This is a genomic window from Halobacillus litoralis (genome assembly GCF_009856355.1).
Classification (GTDB): Bacteria; Bacillota; Bacilli; order Bacillales; family Halobacillaceae; genus Halobacillus; species Halobacillus litoralis_B.
This window is the reverse complement of record NZ_WMEW01000018.1, coordinates 20,212-41,304: the sequence shown is the minus strand read 5'-3', so window position 1 is coordinate 41,304 and position 21,093 is coordinate 20,212. Positions and strand designations below refer to the sequence as shown.

General features: G+C 49.2%; 19 protein-coding genes and 2 tRNA genes. 2 read left to right on the top strand and 19 right to left on the bottom strand.

Annotation, left to right across the window (positions count from 1 at the left end):
* Positions 1–8: 8 nt before the first annotated feature.
* The 4 genes from tilS to spoIIE all read right to left on the bottom strand — a co-directional run bounded on the left by tilS (position 9) and on the right by spoIIE (position 5,629).
* Positions 9–1,406: a tRNA lysidine(34) synthetase TilS gene (tilS, locus tag GLV97_RS18480; protein WP_160890283.1), complete on the bottom strand. Its 1,398-nt coding sequence runs from the start codon at positions 1,404–1,406 to the stop codon at positions 9–11.
* Between the two features lie 73 nt (positions 1,407–1,479).
* On the bottom strand, positions 1,480–2,400 hold the full coding sequence (locus GLV97_RS18475) for a serine/threonine protein kinase (RefSeq protein WP_160890282.1): 921 nt from the start codon (positions 2,398–2,400) through the stop codon (positions 1,480–1,482).
* On the bottom strand, positions 2,381–3,118 hold the full coding sequence (locus GLV97_RS18470) for a VWA domain-containing protein (protein ID WP_160890281.1): 738 nt from the start codon (positions 3,116–3,118) through the stop codon (positions 2,381–2,383). Before GLV97_RS18470 ends, GLV97_RS18475 begins: the two co-directional genes overlap by 20 nt.
* A 63-nt stretch (positions 3,119–3,181) precedes the next feature.
* Positions 3,182–5,629 carry a stage II sporulation protein E gene (gene spoIIE, locus GLV97_RS18465; RefSeq protein WP_160839898.1) on the bottom strand — a complete coding sequence of 816 codons (2,448 nt, stop codon included), beginning with the start codon at positions 5,627–5,629 and terminating at the stop codon, positions 3,182–3,184.
* Between the two features lie 283 nt (positions 5,630–5,912).
* Between spoIIE and GLV97_RS18460 the strand changes: the two genes are divergently transcribed.
* A tRNA-Met gene (locus GLV97_RS18460) sits at positions 5,913–5,986 on the top strand.
* 23 nt (positions 5,987–6,009) lie between these two features.
* A tRNA-Glu gene (locus tag GLV97_RS18455) sits at positions 6,010–6,081 on the top strand.
* Positions 6,082–6,152: 71 nt separating this feature from the next.
* Here GLV97_RS18455 and GLV97_RS18450 read toward each other — a convergent pair.
* From GLV97_RS18450 to GLV97_RS18380, 15 genes are all read right to left on the bottom strand, one after another.
* Entirely contained in the window at positions 6,153–6,995 is an 843-nt protein-coding gene (locus tag GLV97_RS18450; protein WP_160890280.1) for a MurR/RpiR family transcriptional regulator, read from the bottom strand.
* Positions 6,996–7,003: 8 nt separating this feature from the next.
* Positions 7,004–8,371, bottom strand: a complete 1,368-nt coding sequence (locus GLV97_RS18445; protein ID WP_160842438.1) for an aspartate aminotransferase family protein — start codon at positions 8,369–8,371, stop codon at positions 7,004–7,006.
* A 196-nt stretch (positions 8,372–8,567) separates the two neighbouring features.
* Entirely contained in the window at positions 8,568–8,954 is a 387-nt protein-coding gene (locus GLV97_RS18440) for a S1 domain-containing RNA-binding protein (RefSeq protein ID WP_160839895.1), read from the bottom strand.
* Positions 8,955–9,030: 76 nt separating this feature from the next.
* A complete protein-coding gene (locus GLV97_RS18435; protein WP_160839894.1) occupies positions 9,031–9,414 on the bottom strand; it encodes an FtsB family cell division protein in 384 nt (127 codons plus the stop codon).
* Between the two features lie 16 nt (positions 9,415–9,430).
* Positions 9,431–10,021 (bottom strand): spore cortex biosynthesis protein YabQ, encoded by a 591-nt coding sequence (yabQ, locus tag GLV97_RS18430; protein ID WP_160890279.1) that lies wholly within the window; start codon positions 10,019–10,021, stop codon positions 9,431–9,433.
* Complete coding sequence (gene yabP, locus GLV97_RS18425) at positions 10,018–10,323, bottom strand: sporulation protein YabP (RefSeq protein WP_160839892.1); 306 nt, start codon at positions 10,321–10,323, stop codon at positions 10,018–10,020. Before yabP ends, yabQ begins: the two co-directional genes overlap by 4 nt.
* Positions 10,324–10,552: 229 nt before the next feature.
* On the bottom strand, positions 10,553–10,816 hold the full coding sequence (locus tag GLV97_RS18420; protein ID WP_160890278.1) for an RNA-binding S4 domain-containing protein: 264 nt from the start codon (positions 10,814–10,816) through the stop codon (positions 10,553–10,555).
* 3 nt (positions 10,817–10,819) lie between these two features.
* A complete protein-coding gene (gene mazG, locus GLV97_RS18415) occupies positions 10,820–12,283 on the bottom strand; it encodes a nucleoside triphosphate pyrophosphohydrolase (protein ID WP_160890277.1) in 1,464 nt (487 codons plus the stop codon).
* A gap of 5 nt (positions 12,284–12,288) precedes the next feature.
* Positions 12,289–13,866, bottom strand: a complete 1,578-nt coding sequence (locus tag GLV97_RS18410; protein WP_160890276.1) for a putative polysaccharide biosynthesis protein — start codon at positions 13,864–13,866, stop codon at positions 12,289–12,291.
* Between the two features lie 84 nt (positions 13,867–13,950).
* Positions 13,951–14,487, bottom strand: coding sequence for a stage V sporulation protein T (gene spoVT, locus GLV97_RS18405; protein ID WP_160842433.1), 537 nt, complete (start codon positions 14,485–14,487; stop codon positions 13,951–13,953).
* A gap of 267 nt (positions 14,488–14,754) precedes the next feature.
* Positions 14,755–18,291 carry a transcription-repair coupling factor gene (gene mfd / locus GLV97_RS18400; protein WP_160890275.1) on the bottom strand — a complete coding sequence of 1,179 codons (3,537 nt, stop codon included), beginning with the start codon at positions 18,289–18,291 and terminating at the stop codon, positions 14,755–14,757.
* A gap of 50 nt (positions 18,292–18,341) precedes the next feature.
* Positions 18,342–18,572 (bottom strand): anti-sigma-F factor Fin family protein, encoded by a 231-nt coding sequence (locus GLV97_RS18395; RefSeq protein ID WP_160839888.1) that lies wholly within the window; start codon positions 18,570–18,572, stop codon positions 18,342–18,344.
* An 81-nt stretch (positions 18,573–18,653) separates the two neighbouring features.
* Positions 18,654–19,217, bottom strand: coding sequence for an aminoacyl-tRNA hydrolase (gene pth, locus GLV97_RS18390; RefSeq protein WP_160890274.1), 564 nt, complete (start codon positions 19,215–19,217; stop codon positions 18,654–18,656).
* Between the two features lie 173 nt (positions 19,218–19,390).
* Entirely contained in the window at positions 19,391–20,047 is a 657-nt protein-coding gene (locus GLV97_RS18385) for a 50S ribosomal protein L25/general stress protein Ctc (protein WP_160839886.1), read from the bottom strand.
* A 79-nt stretch (positions 20,048–20,126) separates the two neighbouring features.
* The gene (locus GLV97_RS18380; RefSeq protein WP_160839885.1) at positions 20,127–21,080 is read right to left on the bottom strand and encodes a ribose-phosphate diphosphokinase; all 954 of its coding nucleotides are present in this window, start codon (positions 21,078–21,080) and stop codon (positions 20,127–20,129) included.
* Positions 21,081–21,093 lie beyond the last annotated feature (13 nt).

Genomic DNA, 21,093 nt, shown 5'->3' with positions numbered 1-21,093 from the left:
TGCTCCTCCTACGCGTCTGCTTTGTTTTTATAATGTAACCGAAGCCATGGACCTGTTGAGGACCTGCCGTCCCGGCTGCCGCCTTTTTTCAGGCCGCCCAGCCAGAGGATTTCTCCTGTCTGATCTGTTACGACCGGCAGCGTCCCGCGGATGCGGGCGGGGATTTTCTGATCAATAAAAATATCTTTTACTTTTTTTGACCCATTCATCCCTCTTACTTCCATACGGTCTCCAGGCTTTCTGGAGCGGACGATGAGTGGAAGATTTACGTGATAGTCCTCACATATATAGGTGAAGGCGTCAGGCTCTTCCGGCGACCAGCTCCATTCCGCTTCCATGGATGAACCATCCGGAAGAGTGACAGAAGCCCCGGGCTGCAGAATAAAATGATAGGACTGCTCCTGCTTTTTATCCGCAAATGTGAAGGTGATCTCATCATAAGCGCGGATCACTTTCAACCCCCCGGGAAAATCAAGGGAACGGTTCGGTTTTTCGTCCCTTAACAGGTTCATGAACATTTCTTCATGAAGATAGGAAATGTCTTCGTTTTGCTTCACATACAGATAGTTCAATATTAGATGAAAGGCTGTCCTTTGTAAAGCAAGCGGAAATGTTTTGAAAGTTTGTTTTGAAAATTGTACGAATTTCTCAACATTCTCCGAAAAATGAACATGTTCCAGCACCTTCTGCGCCTGTTCGTTTATGTATGAACGTTCTTCCGCGGCTCTCTCGCTGAATGCCTGCACATGTTCGTGGATCCGGGGGTTCTTCTCTTTCAGAAAAGGCATCACCCGGTGACGGAATGCGTTGCGCGTATAGTCCGTCCGATCATTCGATGGATCATGGCGGCTGGGGAGGGACCGGTCGTTCATATAGTGGAGAATTTGTTCCTTGGAGACGCAGAGCAGCGGCCGTACGATTTCCCCACACGCAAACGGTCTCCTCAAAGGCATCCCCTGGACCGCTTCCGGCCTCGCAGAGCGAGCCATCTGCATCATGACCGTCTCTGCCTGATCGTCTCCGTGATGCCCCATGACGAGGACATCCGCCCCGTGGGCAAGCATCTGCTCTTCAAAGAAACGATAACGGAGTTCCCGGGCCGCTTCCTGTGTTCCTTTGCCCGTGGCCTTCTTATACGAGGCTGTATCCACGGAAGTTCCATGAAATTCGACACCCCACTGATCCGCGAGCTCCTGCACAAAGCTCAAATCCTCCCTGGCTTCTTCCCCGCGCAGTCCGTGATCTACGGAAACGGCTTTGAGATGAAACGGAAACTCTTCCCTCAGCCGCGTCAGCAGATGAAGCAGGGCTGTGGAATCAGGCCCCCCGGATACAGCAGCAAGAACCGTCTGCCCCGGACGAATCAATTGATGTTTTGAGATGAACGAATGGACAACGTGATCCATCAGACGTTCCTCCTGTCTATCTCTATCTTCCCCTATCGTATCACTCTTCTCTCCATCTGCAAAAGGATAGCTGTTACAAGAAGAAAGGAACGAGAGACCCTCCCATCAGAAGGACGGAAAATAAGGCAATGGCTGTTCGTTCCCCTGCATCCGAGCTGCTTCTCTTATCAGCGCGGAAATGGACACGCGTCGGTGCCGGCGCCTTGTAGAGCAGCACACCACTCAAGTCCTTCTGCATCTCTCCGGCATCTCTGTACTTTCCTTTCCAGCCCTTTTGTATAACCGTGCGGTACGGCTTCAGCAAAGGAACCGCTGCCAGCTTCTGTTCAAGTGTTTTTTTCGGGGATCCGCCCTTTTCAAACCGTCCTGCTCCGGCCGTTTCCAGCATAATCATCGTAATGGCGAACAAATCATAGGAGGGCTCAGCTTTCCTGGAACCCATCCCCCAGTACCCGCGGTCATAGAATTCCGTGTACTCCTTTATCGCTCTCCCTGCCGCTGTCACACCTCCGACGTCAATAAGGCGGACGCGCGATCCGGATACGAGCAGGTTATCCGTCTTTAAATCTCCGAACACATACCCGGCTTTGTGAAGTTTTGCAATATCCCCGAGAAGCTGTGCCGCACATAGACCGATCCACTCTTTCGGCTTCCCTGCCAGAAACTGAGGCAGAGGTTTTCCTTCTATGTATTCCATCACATAAAAAGGCAGCTGAGGCCCCTCAGGTATCCGGTAGTCATCCACATCAACAAAAGAAGGCCCAAGTTTTTCCCCTTGGACCTTGCTGAATTTCTTTAGCATGTTCACCTCAAGCATCAGCCTGGAACTGTCGGTTCCTATTTTGAGCGCATACGTCTCCCCCCGTGTCGAGCGGCATTTATATACGGTGCCGCACGCTCCTGAACCGAGCTTTCCCAAAATGATGTAAGGACGCTTCTTCCACCTGCCTATGATCTGGTGACCCGGCGCAAAGTTACCAGCCTGTTTCTTCATAAGGATCTTCTCCATCTTCCAGGCAGGAAGGGGCTGATTTGGCAGCAAATGCGTACAAAGCCTGCCGAAGTGCAGGTCCCGTCGGTGTATATCCGCCGCTGTTCAATTTAGAAAACAGACGATTGACCGCTCCAAGCTCCGGGGTCCAGTCCACCATCTGCGTAATCGTATGTTTCGGATCCGGGAAGGAGTAGACACTGAACTGATTGGATCCGGATCTTGCATTCAGGCTTAAGGACAGATCAAAAAGAGCATCCTTCACTGTAGGAAGCTTGTGGTGCATGCTTGCACTCACGTCTACAAGCACGAGTACTTCAAGAGCACTGCTTTCTCCAAGCTCATCAACGACTTCTACAACTTCTCCCCGCTGCTCAGGAGGAAGTTCCTCGAGCGATTGATTTTTCCCTAGAATCTCCTGCAGCTCTTTGTTGACGATTCCCTGTATCGTCTGGGTCATCGCCTGTCTTGTTACCATCTGCACAGTCTGGGATAGACTTTTTTGATAAACGATCTGACTGATGCCCCCGCCTGCTTCGGCGATCCCTTCTACTTCATCAAGCCCCTTGGGCCTGCTGTTCTGCCGGTCGTCAAGAACACCAATCACGTTTACCGTTACCCCCTGATTTCTCGCCAGCGCCGCCACTGCGGCAGGATCCTCCCCATGATTTGAACATCCGTCGGTTAACAAAAGTATCTGCTTCAGCCGCCCTGTTTTCATAATGATGCTCCCTCCTGTTTCGTTGGTTCCATCTTCGCCGAAAAGGAGGGGTTCTATACTCGGTCAGGCCTCTTTTTTCTCTGAAGGAATCGACGCCCACTCCGGCAGATAATGATCGATTCTCGCGACGATGATCGTCATATCATCGACAATGTCACCCGAATGGGTACGGATCACCTCTTCCAGGAGCAGGTCAGCCATAACCTGCGGGTCCTGACTCGATATTTCGCGGATCTTCCGTTTGATCCACATTTCCACGTTTTCAATCTGTCGCGGCGCTTCCAGAATGCCGTCGCTCATCATAATGAGAAAGTCACCGGCTTTCAACTGTTCACTCCTTACATCTACATCCACGTCCGGAATGATGCCCATAGGCAGATTTCCGGCTTCGACGGTGTGGATTTTATCTCCTCTTTTTATAAAACTCGGGGTGCTCCCGACTTTAATAAACTTGGATGTCGCCTGATGCAGATCAATCACAGCTAAATCCAACGTTGAAAAAATTTCATCATTCGTACGAAGCGACAGGATGGAGTTGATCGACTGGATCGCTGCCGACTCCTGGATGCCGGATTGTAGAATCTGCTTGAGCAGACGCAGCGTTTCCATACTTTCTTCATGAGCACGTTCCCCGTTACCCATTCCATCACTGATCGCCAGGGCATATTTCCCTCTGCCCAGTTCCATCATCGTAAAACTGTCTCCGGATACGAATCCGCCGCCCTTGGCGGCATGGGCCACTCCGGATTCAATGGCGTAATGTTTGGCAGAGCCAAACGAGAGGTAACACCTGCCCTGTGGATACGGAGAGATTTCCTCCATCGTCACGACAATCGTCTCCCCAAGAATGTCGGACAATACCGGTGCAATAATTTTCGCTCCTTCCCCGCGGTAATTATCAATTTCCACTATCAATTCAAGATCCATGTTCCCCTCGTCCAGTGAATAAATTTCAAGTTTCTGAATGCTCATCCCCATTCGCTCAAGAGCACGGTAAATGACATGCTCCTTTTTTTCATGATGCTCGCGTTCCTTCACGATTTCCTGCGCGAAATTATCCATCACCTCCGAAACCCCCTGCAGCTGTTCCGCCACAAAGCGCCGGCTTTCCAGCACCTGCCGCTTCAGCTGCCGGTTGGCATGATAAAAAGATAACTCATGGTTCATCGTATCAATCAGCTTCTGCGGCTTCACGCAGTGCTGGTCCACACTTTTCCTCAGGCCCCGCCCCGCCTCTCCTTTCTCATCCAGTTCGTGCATCAAATCCGTCATCAGATTATGGGTGTCATCAAAGTTCCGCACCCAGCACTTTTCCTTCATAAAACAGGACTGACAGGTCTTTTCTGTGACATGGCTCAAGAAGTAGTCGATCTCCTCCGCTTCACCGCTTTCCTCCTTTGGAGACTCTAAATATGTGAAACTTCTTGATAAAGCCTGAAAAACGTCCGAGAATTTCCCGACCCGTACAGCCGTGACGTCCCGAACTTTTTGTAAGTATTTCTGCTGTTCCGAAAAATGTTCATCTGTCCCCGGAACATACTTGGACAACTGTTTCACCCAGGAATTCGGCGTTAGCACAAACAACGCCACGGCCCAGGCCGTCGCCCATAAGGAAGCCGGCAGTTCTGTGTCACTGCCCATATAAAAACCGATTAAAAGGGTGCCGACCACCAGACCGGCACTGACCCCTGCTTTTTTCCCCTCCTTCAACAGCCCTCCCAGCAGGCCTGAGAAAGCCAGCAGACTCATTTGATAGATATGATCCATATTCGATAAGCTGAGCACAAGTCCTGTCACGACTCCCACCGTTGAACCGATGGCGGCTCCGGCAATATAAGCGAGCAGAATGACAAGGTACCGGGCAAATACATCCACGACCGCTACTCCCTGGATCTGCCACCCGATCAATCCTGTCAAAACGGAAGCGAGTAATATGATGAGGCAGACAATCTCCTCATTTTTTAACGTGGGCTGAAATCTCTGGGGTGTTAAAATCGGTATGCTCTGCATAAAGATAAGGACAAGGATAAAACTGAGTATCCCTTCGGCAGCCATCAAAGTAATTTCGTAGAGCTGCCAGCGGTCGAGTAATGCGAGGCTGACGGTGCGGGGGATCAAACTAGCCATTAATGCCAAAGCCGGGAGCCACTTCTGGGGGTGACTTGTTCTGCGCAGCCCCAGGCTTAAGAGCAAAAAAGCCGTCGACGCTCCTACAATAAAACCCGCATGCGCGTAGCTGTATGTAGATGCTCCTGCTGCCATCATGATCGTTACGGGAATGACGAGCGGACGCTTCATCCACCAGATCACCGACAGGAAAGCAACACCGAACGGGGCCATGGATGATAGAATAATAGCTCGTCCAAGCAGCAGGGCAAGGACCATGTGGAAGACCCCTTTGTCAGCCATAAAGGAAACCGTGCGGTAGGAAGCTCTCTGGATACCGTGAGCCATTCTTGAATTTCGGACGGCCGATTGACGACTTTCTCGTTTGGAAACTGTTTCTAACATGTTTATCACTCCTTCTTTGTGAAACCTATTAAACCACATGAAGAAGAAGCATTTTGTCAAAACAACAGGAGAGCAGAAACAAAAACTTCGATGCTTTTCTCACAAGCTGCATGGGATTCTACAAAATGTATGCCGGGCGCATCCACCCCCTCCCAAAAACCCCCTCATTTCCCTAGCGAAATAAACAGAGTTGTCTGATATTTTTATTTGTTGTTGACTCTTTTTCTATCATGGTGTACTATATTTTTTGTGACGTTGCGAGACAACATCACTTCAAACACATGGCGGTGTAGCTCAGCTGGCTAGAGCGTACGGTTCATACCCGTGAGGTCGGGGGTTCGATCCCCTCCGCCGCTACTATTTTTTCAAAACGTTATACCGGCCCGTTGGTCAAGTGGTTAAGACACCGCCCTTTCACGGCGGTAACACGGGTTCGAATCCCGTACGGGTCATCGGAAACATTCTTGTCCAGAAAAACGCCTTCCAAATTGGAAGGCGTTTTTTCTATGTTTTTTCAGGAGTTTCAATAAAAGACATCGAACTTCTCCCAGATGGATTCCAAATGTTCGAGACGCTTTTCTGTCTCTTCTTCTTTTTCTTTCCCTACCTGTACGAGCAGTGCCTGAATGACACTGAGCGGTGCTGTGAACGTATCAATATAGGAATGCATCCGGCTTTTGGCTGTAAGAACCGTATCAGCATAAGCAGCAAGAGGAGAGGAAAGCGTGTCGGTCAGTGCTGCAGTTTCCACTCCAGTCTCGTGAGCATAAGCAAGGATGTCGACGGTACTTTTGCTGTACCGCGGGAAACTGATTCCGATGACCACATCCTGTCTGCCGAGATGCGCCAGAAGGTCTGCCTCCCTTTCCACGGAGTGAATCATGCGGACATCATCCACCACTTTTTCCAGATAATATTGAAGGAATACACCTAAAGCTTCCGCACTTCGATTTGCGGCAATCCATATCTTATCGGCCCTCCATACGGCGCGGACCACTTTCATCAGTTCATCTTCATCGAGAAGGCTCATCGTCTCTTCCAGGTCGCTTACGTCTTGTTCCAGAACACCACGAAACGAATGTGAGGTGTTTTCTCTCTTTTTTAAGCGTTCGCTTGTCTTCCATTGCTGCTTTAAAGACGATTGGATCTCTTCCTGAAGTTCAGTGAACCCCCGGTAACCGAGAAAAACAGCAAACCGCGTGATGGTGGCATCACTCACTTCCGCCATAGCAGCAAGCTGGCTGACATTTAAGAAGACGACTTCATCCGGTCGATCGAGAAGCAGGGCGGCCACTTTTTTCTGGGAGCGGCTCATGTTCGGAAGCCCCCGGCGGATGATTTGATAAACATTCGATTCTTTCAGCATCTTCCCTCTCATCCCTTCACTTTTCGCAGGGCTTGTTCATGCGCATCCACCGTAAACTGTATATCTTCTTCACTATGGACCGTCGACATGGAATAGCGGTTCATCGGTTTTGTATATACACCAAGCTGAAGCAGCTCTTCGTCTACACGTCTCCGTAAATCCATATCCACTTGTTTCAGATCACGGTAATTACGGATGTCGCCGTCTGTAAACATGAGGTTGAATATACTTCCTGCCCCTACGGTTTTCATAGGAATATGCATCTTTTTATACACATCTTCCAGCTGACGGCGGAGCTTCTTCGTTCTATTCATCATATTCTCCATGACCGCCTCCTGCTGAAGGCGGTCAATCGTAGCCATTCCGGCAGCCAGAACAGTCGGATGACCGTTGTAGGTGCCGCTGTGGAACAGAGCACGGGTTGGATTGGAAGAACCTCCGGCCATCACATCCCAGCCCTGTTTTGGATTAAGGACCTCCATGATTTCCTCAGCTCCCCCGAGAGCTCCGACAGGGAACCCTCCACCAAGCACTTTCCCGAGCGCCGTGAGATCAGGAGTGATGCCGTACGTTTGTTGAGCTCCCCCAAGCGATAAGCGGAAGCCTGTTTTGACTTCATCCATAATGAGAAGAATCCCGAGTTCCTTCGTCAGGCGCCGGACCCCGTCCATAAATGCCTGGGTGGCCGGGATATATCCTCCTTGAACCGGCTCCATCATAAGAGTGGATATTTCATCGGCATGACGTCGGAGAATCCGTTCAGTGGATTCAAGGTCGTTAAAAGGAAGAATGATGATATGGTCCTGGTAATATTCCGGCAGACCGATGGATTCAGGAACCGGCTGCGGATCTGCCGCTTCTCCTGCTTCCTGTTCATCCGGATTGATGCTCCATAACACTTGATCATATCCTCCGTGGTAATGGCCTTCAAACTTCGCAATTTTCGGCCGGCCTGTATACGCTTTGGCTACCCTTAAAGCGAGGAGAGTCGCTTCCAGCCCTGAATTGGTATACCGCACCTGATCCATCCCCGGATATAAAGAACACAGCCGCTCAGCCATCTCGATTTCCCTTTCATGGGGCGTCCCGTAAATCGTCGTTCCATCCTCCTCCATCTGACGGATGACCGCCTCTTTGATGGAAGGATGGCCGTGCCCGTGAATCAGCGCCCCGTAGGAAAGAAGGTAATCCACATACCGATTCCCATCAGCATCATACAGGGTGCTCCCGCCGGCTTTTTTCATAAAGATGGGATGTGGAGCGAAATACTTAATGTTGGCCGTTACGCCCCCTGGAATGACTTTTTCCGCTCTCGTATACGCATCCGCTGACTCCTGCATCGTCCGGCTTGTACTTCCCGCTTTCTGTCTGTTCATATCCAAACCTCCACGAATTGAAATATTTATTTCATATATAAGAGATAATGAAATGTTATATTCACACATTTCCTGCATCCCACCTCTGTAAACCTTTTCTGCTTTGAAGAAATAAAAAAAGAAACCCATCCGCGTTTGGATGGGTTTCTTTTATATAAAAGATGCGCACCTTTTACTCATTGTCCTAGACAGCAAGCTATCCTCTTTTAGCACCTCGACCTCCACGTTTGGACTCCGTGTGCTTCTTCAGTGATGCTAAACGTTCGTCGCTATCCTTCATAAAACGGTTCATTTTCTGTTCGAATGATTCGGCCGGCTTACGAGGTTTTGGCGGACGACGATTTTGGTTCTCTTTCGCTTTCTTGATGGAAAGACCGATCTTTCCATCATCTCCGACATTAATAACCTTCACTTCCACCTGGTCACCCTGGCTTAGGTGCTCGTTAATGTCTTTTACGTAGTTGTCGGCAACTTCACTAATGTGAACCAGACCCGTCTTGCCATCCGGCAGTTCGACGAACGCTCCGAAATTAGTGATTCCCGTTACCTTACCCTGCAGCTTGCTGCCTACTTCAATTGACATAAAAAAAATGCTCCTCCTTAGAAATTCGATAAGAATATATCTTCTTATATATTATATATAAGCTTAGAAAAGAGTGTCAATAAGACGGGTCCTCATCAGGCATTTTAAAGATAATTTCGCCTTCTTTGGAGAAGAAATAATTGGTCCGTGCAATTTGGAGCACGTACTCCTCATCGTTCAGAAGCTCAATTTCCTCCTTCAATTCCTGTTCCTCTTTTTCCAAAACGCTCATATCCTGTTTCAACTGTTCATACTGCTCATGTTTCTGTGCATAAAGTGACTGCTGTTTCACATGGTAAAATACCATGGATCCGGCTACGATCGACACTAACAGGGCAAACATTGCGAGACGGCGTATCAGGCGCTTCTTCTTCCGCTGATGTCTGTCCATATAGGCATCATAGTGCTGCATGTATGTAGAATCCAGCCGAGCCACCGACTCCTGCTGTCTCTTTGCCATGTAAGTTCGTCCTCCTTTACTTTTTGAATCGTTTTATCCAACTGATCATTATATTCTTCATCTTTTTTAAAAAACCTGCTGATTTACTTAAGTAATTTTTCATGTTTTTCGGCAGGAACCGCCAAATCACTCGAAAAAGCAGTTTAATTGGATAAAAAGCGACAATTAACAATATAATGATACCCTTTAAAAGTATCTTATAAACGCCAAGAAGTAAAGAAATAATAAGGAAAATGATGGATTTCGCGGGTACATAAACAAGATAATACACCGTCTTTTTTAAGAAGGTGAGAACAGCCATAAAGATCCGGATCCAGACCTCAAGCGATCGTAAGTAAAGGTTCTGAAATAATGCACGATAAGCAGCAAACCCGCAGACGACCGCAGCAAAGACATACACCCGCAGCTCCCCGTAATTCACAAGGTAAAGCAGATAAAAAAGAAAGGCTGCCTGAACCAGCCAGAAAATGAGCTGATACAGCAGTTCAAGCCAGCTCTGCTTATTGCGTTTATGAAAAAAACGTTCGAATGTATCCAGGGATGCTCCAACGAACATCCCTCCCCCAATCATGGAAAGGATCGTCATAAACTGAGTGGTGAGGGTCATTTGAACAGCTTGCTAAACAGACCTTTAGCTTTCTCCCCCTGGTGCTCGTCCAAATAAGTCATTTCATACATTTTCCCTTTTATGGAAACCACTCCTGAATCAAGGTCCAGGTTTTTCATCTGCAGGTTCTGGCCGCGGATGACGAGATAGCCCATATTCGTCTGAAGTAGAAATTCTTCACTATCAAAGCTGTCCACTTCCTTAACGCCTGATATTTCAATATTTCTCCGGTTCCACACCTTCACGTTATGGTCGACCTGCTGCTGGGTCCTACCCCCAAGATTTTTCTCATAGCTCTCCATCTTAACAGCCTCCTTCTCTTGTACAAACTATGAGAAAAAGAGAAGGATTATGACTTGGCCCCTGCGCTCCGGTCGAAGGGATTCCCTACGTAAAACCACTGCCTCCAAGCGGTGGAAGAGCTGAAGAAAAGATATTCCTGACGCACAGATCCGTCCTCTCACACAAAAAAAGACTGCCGGGAATGCCCTCGACAGTCGGACGGCCTCCCGGGGGAGGCCGTTCATCGGATTAATCCTGATTCACAGGTACTTCTTTTTTGATTTCATATAAGGAAGCTGCTTCATTTTTGTTGACGTTCTCTCTTAAATCCTTGATTTCAATGGTCAGTACCTTCTGGCCGAACTGAATGGTCAGCTCGTCACCGACGGCTACATTACTGGCTGCTTTACTTTGAGCGCCATTGATGCTGATCCGCCCCTGGTCCGCCACTTCCTTGGCCAGCGTACGACGTTTAATTAACCGCGAGATCTTTAGAAATTTATCTAAACGCATGCCTTATTCCGCTCCTTTATGTTTGGCTTTCGCTTGTACCCATAATTCTTCCAAAGCGTCTAAATCATAGTCCTCCAGCTTTCTGCCGCTCTGCTCCACCGATTCCTCCATGGACGAGAGCCTCATCCTGAATTTACGATTGGTGCGCTGCAGGGCATTTTCACTGTTCAGGCGGTAATGACGGGCGAGGTTGGCAATAGCAAACAACCAATCCCCGAATTCTTTCTCCATTTCCTCCCGATCTCCAGAGGTTAACGCTTCCTGAAACTCCTGCCACTCTTCTTCCACCTTCTCCAGAACAGGTGTGACATCCTCCCAGTCGAAACCGACCTTCGCCGCCTTCTTCTGCAGTTCCTCCGCCTGCAGGAGAGCCGGGAAGCTTTCGGGAACGGAATCCAGCAGACGCGGAGAAGCTTCTCCCTTTTCCTGCTGTTTGATCGCCTCCCAGTTCGTCAGCACTTCGTCTGTCGTATCTGCCCGGACCTCTCCGAAGACATGAGGGTGGCGGCGGATCATTTTATCCGTTACCGATACTATTACGTCGTCAATAGTGAAATATCCTTCATCTTCGCCGATTTGACTATGCAGCATCACCTGCAGGAGCACATCGCCAAGCTCTTCAACCATTTGATCATCATCCATCTGGTTGACGGCATCGATGAATTCGTACGTCTCTTCGATCAAATACTTTCTCAAGGACTCATGGGTCTGCTTCCGATCCCATGGACATCCCTCAGGACTGCGTAGAACCCTGATTACTTCCCTCAGCCGGAAAAACTGGTGGTTCAGATGCGTTTTCTCTACAGGAGGGACATAAACACTTGTCAGGTTATCGACTTCCACACTTCTGTCGAGATCCTCTAAAGGAACCGTACGGACATGCTCATCCGTCCCGCCTGCCGCTGTAACGATCGTCACCGGATGTGCAGCCGGCAGATCCTCCAACAGCGTCAGCTTCACTTCGGATGCGGTCATCGCATCATACACCTGACACAAAATCAGATGACTGGTATATGTCAGCTGCTCACGCTTGATATCAGTCGCATCGACAAGCTGGAAACCCTCAATCGGGTCGATACCGAGAGTGGTGAAAGTCGCATCAAGAAAACTCTGCCCCCCCTCGATCTCTACGTTTACCGCCCCATCCTTCTCCTTTTCCAAGAGAAGCTGGACGGTTTTCTCCGCCATCATCGGATGCCCGGGTACAAGATAAAAAATCACTTCTTCCGGACGCTCCAAAAGGCGGGTGGTGATTTCTTCATAAACACCGCCGAACTGTTGATGGTCTTCGTAAACCGTGTCAAAGCTTTCGATGGAGAGCCCTTCCTGGACAAGCTCTCTCACCACAGGGTGATCCAGCGTCCGTGCGGTGAGCGGAGCACCCGTCTGCGTAAGCTGCCGGTATACACCAAGCGGTAGCTGGTCCAGTCCCGAGGCTCCCAGTCCGAAAATCTTAATCGTCTGCATCGTTTTCATCCTTTCGGTAATAATTGAATCAGCCGTTTACTTGAAGGGAGAACTTCAATCTCCTGTCTGGTGAATCCGCCGGTTCTGATCAGAATCAAGCCGAAAACCACAGCTCCCCCGGCAGACAGGGCCAGAATATATAGAAGAAGCGGCAGCCGGTCATCCAGAGCGAACAGTGCCTTGATCATTCCTCTGCTTATGTACAATGCAGCAGACATTCCTGCAACAGCCAATACGAGGGAGACCCCCGGCGTATGATGCCGCTTCTTTAATGATAGATCTTTCCTTAAGATTACGATATTTCCAAGCAAAACAAAAGCAACAGCGGTTAACGAGGCAAAAGAAGCTCCGTAAATGCCGGCAGCGGGGATCCATAGGAGATTAACCGCTGCCTTTACTCCAATTCCACCGATTACGATAAAGGCCGTCTGCCTGACCCGTCCAAGCCCTTGGAGGACAGAGGCAGTCGTAATGGAGAGGGAGCTGCCGATGATGACAAGCATGAGCACCCTTAAATAACCGCTCCCCGCCTCGTCCTGGAAGAAGACCTTGTTCACATCCGGGAAAAGGAAGATCAAACCGGCGGCCGCACCGGTGGATATATACAGCGTAATCTTGCCCGCACTTGTAATGGAAAACCGAACTTGTTCAGGACTCTCCTCCAGCCGCCTTCGCGTTACGGAAGGAATCAAGGCAAGAGCGAGAGAGGAAGCCAGGATCGTTCCCAGCTGTATCAATGGCTGACCGCGGTCATAAATGCCTTTAACGACCTTGGCCTCCTCCGGTGAATAGCCGGCCTGAACCAGCTGCGGAACCAACGTAAAGGCATCGACAAGCTGAAGAGACAACAGCAGCATATAATTAAAGGAAATCAGTAAACCGTACAACAGAACGTGTCTGCTGAAAGGAGTCCGGCAAGGAAAACGGTCGAAGCTCCAAAGTCCCGGCTTTTTCACTGTCCAAATGATAAGGAAAACAGCCGCAGCAAGCGCACCGGCCATACTTCCATACGCCGCTCCTGCGCCGATATGATACAGGTCGCCCCCTCGTGAAACGATAAGAGCAGCCGCGATAATGACTGCGACCCGCAAGATCTGTTCCACAATCTGCGAGACCGCGGTAGGCGTCATATCATTCTTTCCCTGGAATACGCCCCGCAGGACAGAAATCACAGGAATAAACAAAAAGACGAAAAATGATGTGCGGATCGATGGGACAAGACGCGGGTCCCCCATCCACCGGGCCAGCTGCGGCGCCTCCAGCCATCCAATGACCGCGACGATCAGACTGAAAACCAAAAGAAGAGCGAAGACAGGCAGATAAAACGACGGGATCGACACCGGACGACTGATGTGATGGGTGTCGGATATTAATTTAGAGATGGCTCCGGGGAAACCGTACAAAGCCAGTACCAGCGCCATACCAAGAATAGGGTAGACCTGCTGATACACGTAAAAACCAAGGTCTCCAGTCAAGTTCTGCAGAGGAACGCGGTAGCCGGCACTGATCATTTTGCTGATCAGACCGGCCAGAGAAAGAATGAAGGCCCCTTTTAAAATAGATGGTGTAGATGTTTGAATCATTTTGGAACGTTCTCCTCATATGTATGTGTTCAGAACTTTCATTATATCACAGGAAAAGGCCAGACCATCGGCCTGACCTTTGTGTTATTCCATCTGTTTGGCAAGAAAACTTGCTGCCGTCTGAACCGCCTTATCTGCGCCGTCTTCAAGAGGTGCTCCTTCTTTATTAAACGCAATCACACATCCAATGGGATCTCCCTGGGCGATGATAGGATGAATAAGATAGGATATGACGTCCTCTTCCTGCCCGCGGACGAATTCCACTGGGTCCGGATGCTTCTCAGAAGCCATGGACCGTGAATCCATCACTTCCTCCACCTTTGATCCGATCGACCGGTTCATGTATTCTTTCTTGCCTCCACCAGCCACAGCGATATACTCATCCCGGTCACAAATAAGAACAGGGGATTCCAGGGACTCACTTAAGGCTTCCGCATATTCCTTCGCAAAATCACCCAGTTCACTAATCGGGGAATATTTCTTCAAGATGACTTCCCCTTCCCTGTCCACGAAGATTTCCAATGGATCTCCTTCACGAATTCTGAGAGTGCGGCGGATTTCTTTTGGAATAACAACACGGCCTAGATCATCAATACGACGTACAATACCAGTTGCTTTCATTCTTTTATGCTGCCTCCTTTTCTGTGATGACTACCTTTCCTTCTCCTGTTGAAGAGCAAGCAGAACAAGCGGGTGATTAACGATAGTATGGTTCAGCAATAAAAACCTATACACCCTTGGTCTGGTTTTTTTCATAAATAATGTAAGGCTTCCCTCTGATCAGGAGAAGAAACCAGCAGAAAAGGAGAATCAGTGCTCCATGAAGCATAAAAAAGCCTGCAGAGAAACAAAAGGGTTTCTCTGCAGGCTGAAATCTCCCGGGAGTGATCAGGCTGTTGTCGTTTCTCTCATCATATCCGGAAGACGTCCGATGAATTCCTCCACGAGCCTGTAGCGGTCGAATTCCTGTTTGCGGTCCCATGTGAAGGTGACTTTCAGCTGGCTGTCTTCGGTACCGAGCTGAACCATCCTTCCGTAGGAGTTGGCAAAGTCGAACAACTTCGAACCGTCGATGTCCCGGCTCTGCTCGGCTTCCATCAGCATTTCAATTTTCTTCTTCTTCTCTGCGACCGACTCGATCCGGGCCCGTTTCGCCTGAAGCTTGATGCTGGAGACGCGGAAGAGGTTTTCCACTTCTTCCGGATAGTCACCGAACCTGTCGATGAGCTCATCCCTGAGATCCTGGATATCTTCGATAGACTCCACGGCCTGGAACAATTTATACATGTCGATTTTCTGTTTTTCATCAGCAATATAATCATCCGGTATATAAGCATCCACGCTCAAATCAAGCTCAGGCTGGAACGGCTGGACTTCCTCCGGTTTTTTGCCCTGGCGCTTCGCCTCAATCGCATCTTTAAGCATTTGGGAATACATATCAAACCCGACCGAATCGATGTAGCCGTGCTGCTGGGAGCCAAGCAGATTCCCCGCTCCACGGATGGACAGATCACGCATGGCGATCTTAAATCCAGATCCCAGCTCGGTGAATTCCTTAATGGCCTGCAGTCTTTTCTCCGCTACTTCTGTAAGTACTTTATCCTTCTGATACGTAAAGTACGCGTAGGCCACTCTGTTGGAACGCCCGACACGTCCACGCAGCTGATACAGCTGGCTGAGACCCATGCGGTCAGCGTCATAGACAATCAATGTGTTCACGTTCGGGATGTCGACCCCGGTTTCAATGATCGTCGTACTGACAAGCACGTCCGACTCACCGCCGAGGAAGGAGAACATGACATTTTCAAGTTCCGTTTCATTCATCTGCCCATGAGCAAAGTTCACCCGTGCTTCCGGTACGAGTTCGGCAATCTCCTGCGCCATCCGTTCGATATTCTCCACCCGGTTGAACAGGAAGAACACCTGGCCGTCTCTCGCCATCTCCCTTTCGACTGCTTCTCTGAGGAAAATCGGGTTGTATTCCAGCACGTACGTCTGGATCGGGAACCGGTTGGCGGGCGGGGTTTCAATGACTGATAAATCCCGGACACCAAGCATAGACATATGCAGCGTACGCGGAATCGGTGTCGCTGTCAGTGTGAGAACATCCACATTGTTTTTCAACTGCTTGATTTTCTCTTTGTGTTTCACTCCGAAACGCTGTTCTTCATCGACAATTAAGAGACCGAGGTCCTTGAATTCGATGTCCTTGGAAAGAACCCGGTGTGTACCGACCACAACATCGACCAGGCCTTTTCTCAATCGGTCTGTCGTCTCCTTCTGCTGCTTTTTCGTACGGAAACGACTCATAAGACCAACATTGACGCCGAAGCCCTGAAAACGCTCCTGAAGCGTCTCATAATGCTGTTGGGCAAGAATCGTCGTCGGCACAAGCAGAGCCACCTGCTTGCCTTCTGCAATCGCTTTGAAGGCAGCACGGATCGCCACTTCGGTTTTTCCATATCCGACATCTCCACAGAGCAGGCGGTCCATCGGACGGATCTGCTCCATATCTGATTTGATCTCTTCGATACAGCGGAGCTGGTCTTCTGTTTCCTCATATGGGAAAGCCGCTTCAAATTCACGCTGCATTTCACCGTCTTCCTGAAAGGCATGCCCCTTGGATGCTTCACGCTCGGCATACAGTTCAATCAAGTCATCAGCAATATCCTCAACAGAGGACTGCACACGGCTTTTGACCTTTTTCCACTCGCTGCCGCCCAGTTTATAGACTTTTGGTTCCTTACCTTCAGAGCCGACATACTTCTGGATCATGTCAATCTGGTCGATCGGTACATATAATTTGTCATTCCCCGAGTAATTCACCATCAGAAAGTCCTTATGACTTCCTCCCATTTTCAGTGTTTCAATTCCGAGGTATTTCCCGATCCCGTGACTGGCATGCACAATGTAATCGCCGACTTTAAGTTCCTGATAGTTTTTGATCCGTTCGGCGTTGGACATTTTCTGTCTGCGCTTCGGCTTGGCCGTCCGCTTTTTGAACAACTCTTTTTCCGTCAGAACGGCCATCTTGTGCATCGGCCATTCAAAACCGCTGCTGATATTGCCGATCATAATGGTCGGTTTCACAAGCGGGAGTTGCGGTTCCCCTTTAGCAGGAACAGCTTCAATATCGTAATCCGCGAGCACTCCCTGAATCTTCTCCTGGCGGTTCTCATCCGGCGCGAGAATCACGACAGAGTAGTCCTGCTTCTCCCAGCGGTCCATCTCATTTTTCAACAGGTTCATCTGACCGTGGAACTGCTGCATCTGCCGGCTGGAAATGTTGACGATGTTCTGTGGCTGGGTGTTGGCTATATGACGCATAAAAACAGATAAATAAAGACGGGGATGTTCGATTTTATTCCACGTATCCTGCCAGTCAAAGGATAAATGCAGATCGCGTACCGCCTGATTCGCCTCCAGCATGCTCTGCAGCCACTCACCCTCCTCCTGATCCAGACGATGAGCGGTTTCCTGAATCCGGCTCATCTCATCTAAAACGACAAGCCCGTCCTTAGACAAGTAGTCTAGTAGACTGACAGGCTCCTCATAGAACATTTCAATGTACTTATACATTTCCTGGAATCTTTCCTGCTGATTCAGGCGCTCCAGGTCATGATCAATCACCCTGCTCAGGGTTTCCTTGGATTCTGTCTTCGTCAGCTTCTTCAAGGAATGGGCCAGGGCGTTTTCCAGACGGTGATGCGCTCTTGTAAAGTCCTCGGGCGTCAACAGCAGTTCGGTCGCCGGGCCGATCGTAACCGTCTCCACCTTTTGATGGGAACGCTGGGTTTCTGAATCAAACGTTCGGATCGAGTCCACTTCTGTATCGAACAACTCGATCCGGTACGGGAATTCGGCGGTTAATGGATATACATCCAGAATCCCTCCGCGGAGGGAAAACTCTCCTGGAGTCGCCACCATTTCCGTACGTTCGTACCCCATGCTGATAAAGCGGTCTAAATAATCCTCCAGGTTGATTTCTTCACCAACACGAAAAGGGAGCAGGTTACGCTCCCAATAGGATTGCGGCGGCATCATGCGCTTTAAAGCAGCTACAGGTGCGATCAATACACCTTTTTCCTGTGAAAGCCACTGGCTGAGCGCTTCGATTCTCTGACTGCGGAGTTCAGGACTCGCTACAGCGATTTCCGAAGCGATCAGTTCATTGACCGGATACAGATGAACCTGATCAGGGTCTGCAAGCTCCTGCATGTCTTCATACAGCTGCTGTGCTTGTATGAGCTGGTGAGTGACAAGAATGACCGGTCGGTCCAGTGATTCCTGAAGAAGAGAAATCATCAGGCTCCTGGAGGCTCCGGAAAGACCTGCCACCATTTGTTCTTTCATCCCGGATTGAAAACCTTCAATCACGGACTGTACATCTTCCTTCGGATGTAAATAATCCTTTATCCCTTGCATAACGAATTCCTCCACCACCTTTTCCCTCAGCTCAAGCTGTGGGTCGGGATTTACTGAATAAAATGGTCCAGTTCATGGTAATGTGGATGTTCGTCCAATGATTCTTTACATGAGTCACAGATCGTCCGTATATTCATATCGCCATCAGCGGTCATATGAACCATCTGTTCCTGATCCTGATCATTCAACAGATCAAACCCTAGTTGAGAAACATCCACGTGTGCTGCATCTAATTCTCCAACCTGATTCTCACAGTGACGGCAGAAGTATCGAATTTTCATGTCCATCCTCCTTGAAGGGGTGATGGTAGATAGTGTTACCGTCCTTGTGGTCCGTTATACGAACTCAAAAGTAAACAGGTCTCATTTCATATTGTACGTATTCATCACTTCGTCGAAAGTCTGGCTGACCCACGCCCCGCACGCTTTCACGGCATAATCAACGCTGTCTTCCACATATGGCTTCTCTTCCTTTGTGAACGTGCCGAGCACATGATCGATGACGCTTTTGGAGCCTTCCGGACGGCCTACACCGACACGAAGCCGTTTGAATTCCTTCGTGCCAAGGTGGTCGATGATACTGCGGATGCCGTTGTGACCTCCATGACCGCCTTTTTTGCGCAGGCGGATTTTTCCGGGTGGAAGGTCCAGGTCATCATAAATGACAAGAATATCCTCCACATCCAGATCGTAATAATCCATCAGCGGTCTGAGCGATTCCCCTGACAGATTCATGTAGGTCTGCGGCTTTAACAGCACCACTTTCTCACCGTCTATCCGCTCCATCGTATATAAACCATTAAATTTCTTTTGACTGAATGACCAGTTGTTTCGTTCCGCCCATTCATCGAGCACCATAAACCCGGCATTGTGACGGGTCTGGTCATACTTCTTTCCCGGGTTACCGAGACCAACAATACATTTCATAATGAACTCCCTTTTTTTCTACTACCATCTATTATAGCAAAGCTGATTCAAAAATAATGTCAAAACACGCTGGAAAGGCATTTGTATTCCTACCATCCCCTTTTCCACCGTTTCTAAACAGAGAAAAGGGGCGGGCCTTTATGGCCGCGCCCCTCGATCCATGGGATCCTGTTTTACTGTTTCGCTTCATCTGTTCCAGCTTTTTCATCCTCGAATTTTTCTTCGGACGCTTCTGGATCAGCATCAACTTCCAATGGTTCCGGCTCTTCCTCCGGCATTTCCTCCGGTGGTGTTACGGAAACAATGGTCGTATTGTCATCTTCTGTAATTTCATAATTACGGGAAGCCTTCAAATCACTGACCATCACGCTGTCGCCGATGTTCAGTTCAGAGATATCCACGAGGATTTCCTCTGGGATATCCGCAGGTTTTGCACGTACGGCAAGATCATAAAGTGGCTGTTGGACGACACCGCCTTCTTTGCTTCCGGCGGCTTCACCCTCAAGACGAACCGGTACTTCCACGTCCATCTCCTGGGACATGTTCACGACATAAAAGTCGGCATGGATCAATTCATCCTTCAAAGGATCCACCTGATAGTCATGCAGCATCACATCAACTGTATCTTTACCTTCGATATTCAGGGAAATGATCGCGTTCTTCCCTTCATCACGAACAGTTTTAAGTAACTCTATGCTGTTAACAGCAACCGTGATCGGTTCTTTGTCATTTCCGTAAACAACACTCGGGATATCTCCCTCCTGGCGCAGTTCACGCGTGACGGATTGTTTGAGATTTTGTCTTTGTTTCGCTTTCAACGTAATAGCCAAAATAATCAACCTCCATTAATTTACCAATCATTAATAAAAGTTTCCCATTAAAGCAGAGAGCTAAACGTATTTTCGTAAATTAATCGAATAGTATGCTGATGGACTGGCGTTCGTGAACACGGATGATCGCTTCACTAATCAAGCCGGCTACAGAAAGTTCCGTAATCTTATCACTGGCTTTTTCCTCACCGAGTGGAATCGTATTGGTCACGACCAGTTCTTTAATTTTAGAGTTGTCTATACGGTCGATGGCCGGTCCGGAAAGGACAGGGTGCGTACAGCACGCATAGACTTCTGTTGCCCCGTTTTCCACAAGGGCATTGGCCGCAAGCGTAATCGTCCCGGCTGTATCGATGATGTCATCGATCAGAATGGCTGTCTTGCCTTCAATGTTCCCGACAATGTTCATCACTTCCGAAACGTTCGGACGCGGACGGCGCTTATCGATAATCGCAATCGGAGCTTTCAGGCGGTCGGCCATTTTACGGGCACGGGTCACACCACCATGGTCCGGAGAGACGATGACGAGGTCGTCAAAATTCTTCTCTTCGAAGTAGTCGGAAAGAATCGGTACTCCGACAAGGTGATCGATCGGCAGGTTGAAGAACCCTTGGATCTGCGGCGCGTGCAGATCCAGCATAAGGACACGGGAAGCCCCGGCTGTTTCAAGCAGATCGGCAATCAGCTTGGCTGTGATCGGTTCACGGGCGCGGGCCTTACGATCCTGACGGGCATAGCCGTAGTAAGGCATAACGATATTGATGGTACGGGCAGACGCACGTTTAAGAGCATCGATCATAATCAACAGTTCCATGATGTGCTGGTTGACAGGCTCGCAGGTCGATTGGACGACATAGACATCGCAGCCGCGGATACTTTCTTCGATATTGATTTGAATTTCCCCGTCACTGAAGCTTGTTACTGTACACTTCCCAAGTTCCACTCCAATGTTGTCCGCTATTTCCTCAGCCAGTCCAGGGTTCGAGTTAAGCGAGAATACTTTCAGTTTTGAATCTTTATATCCAGTTGCCATGGATGTTACCCTC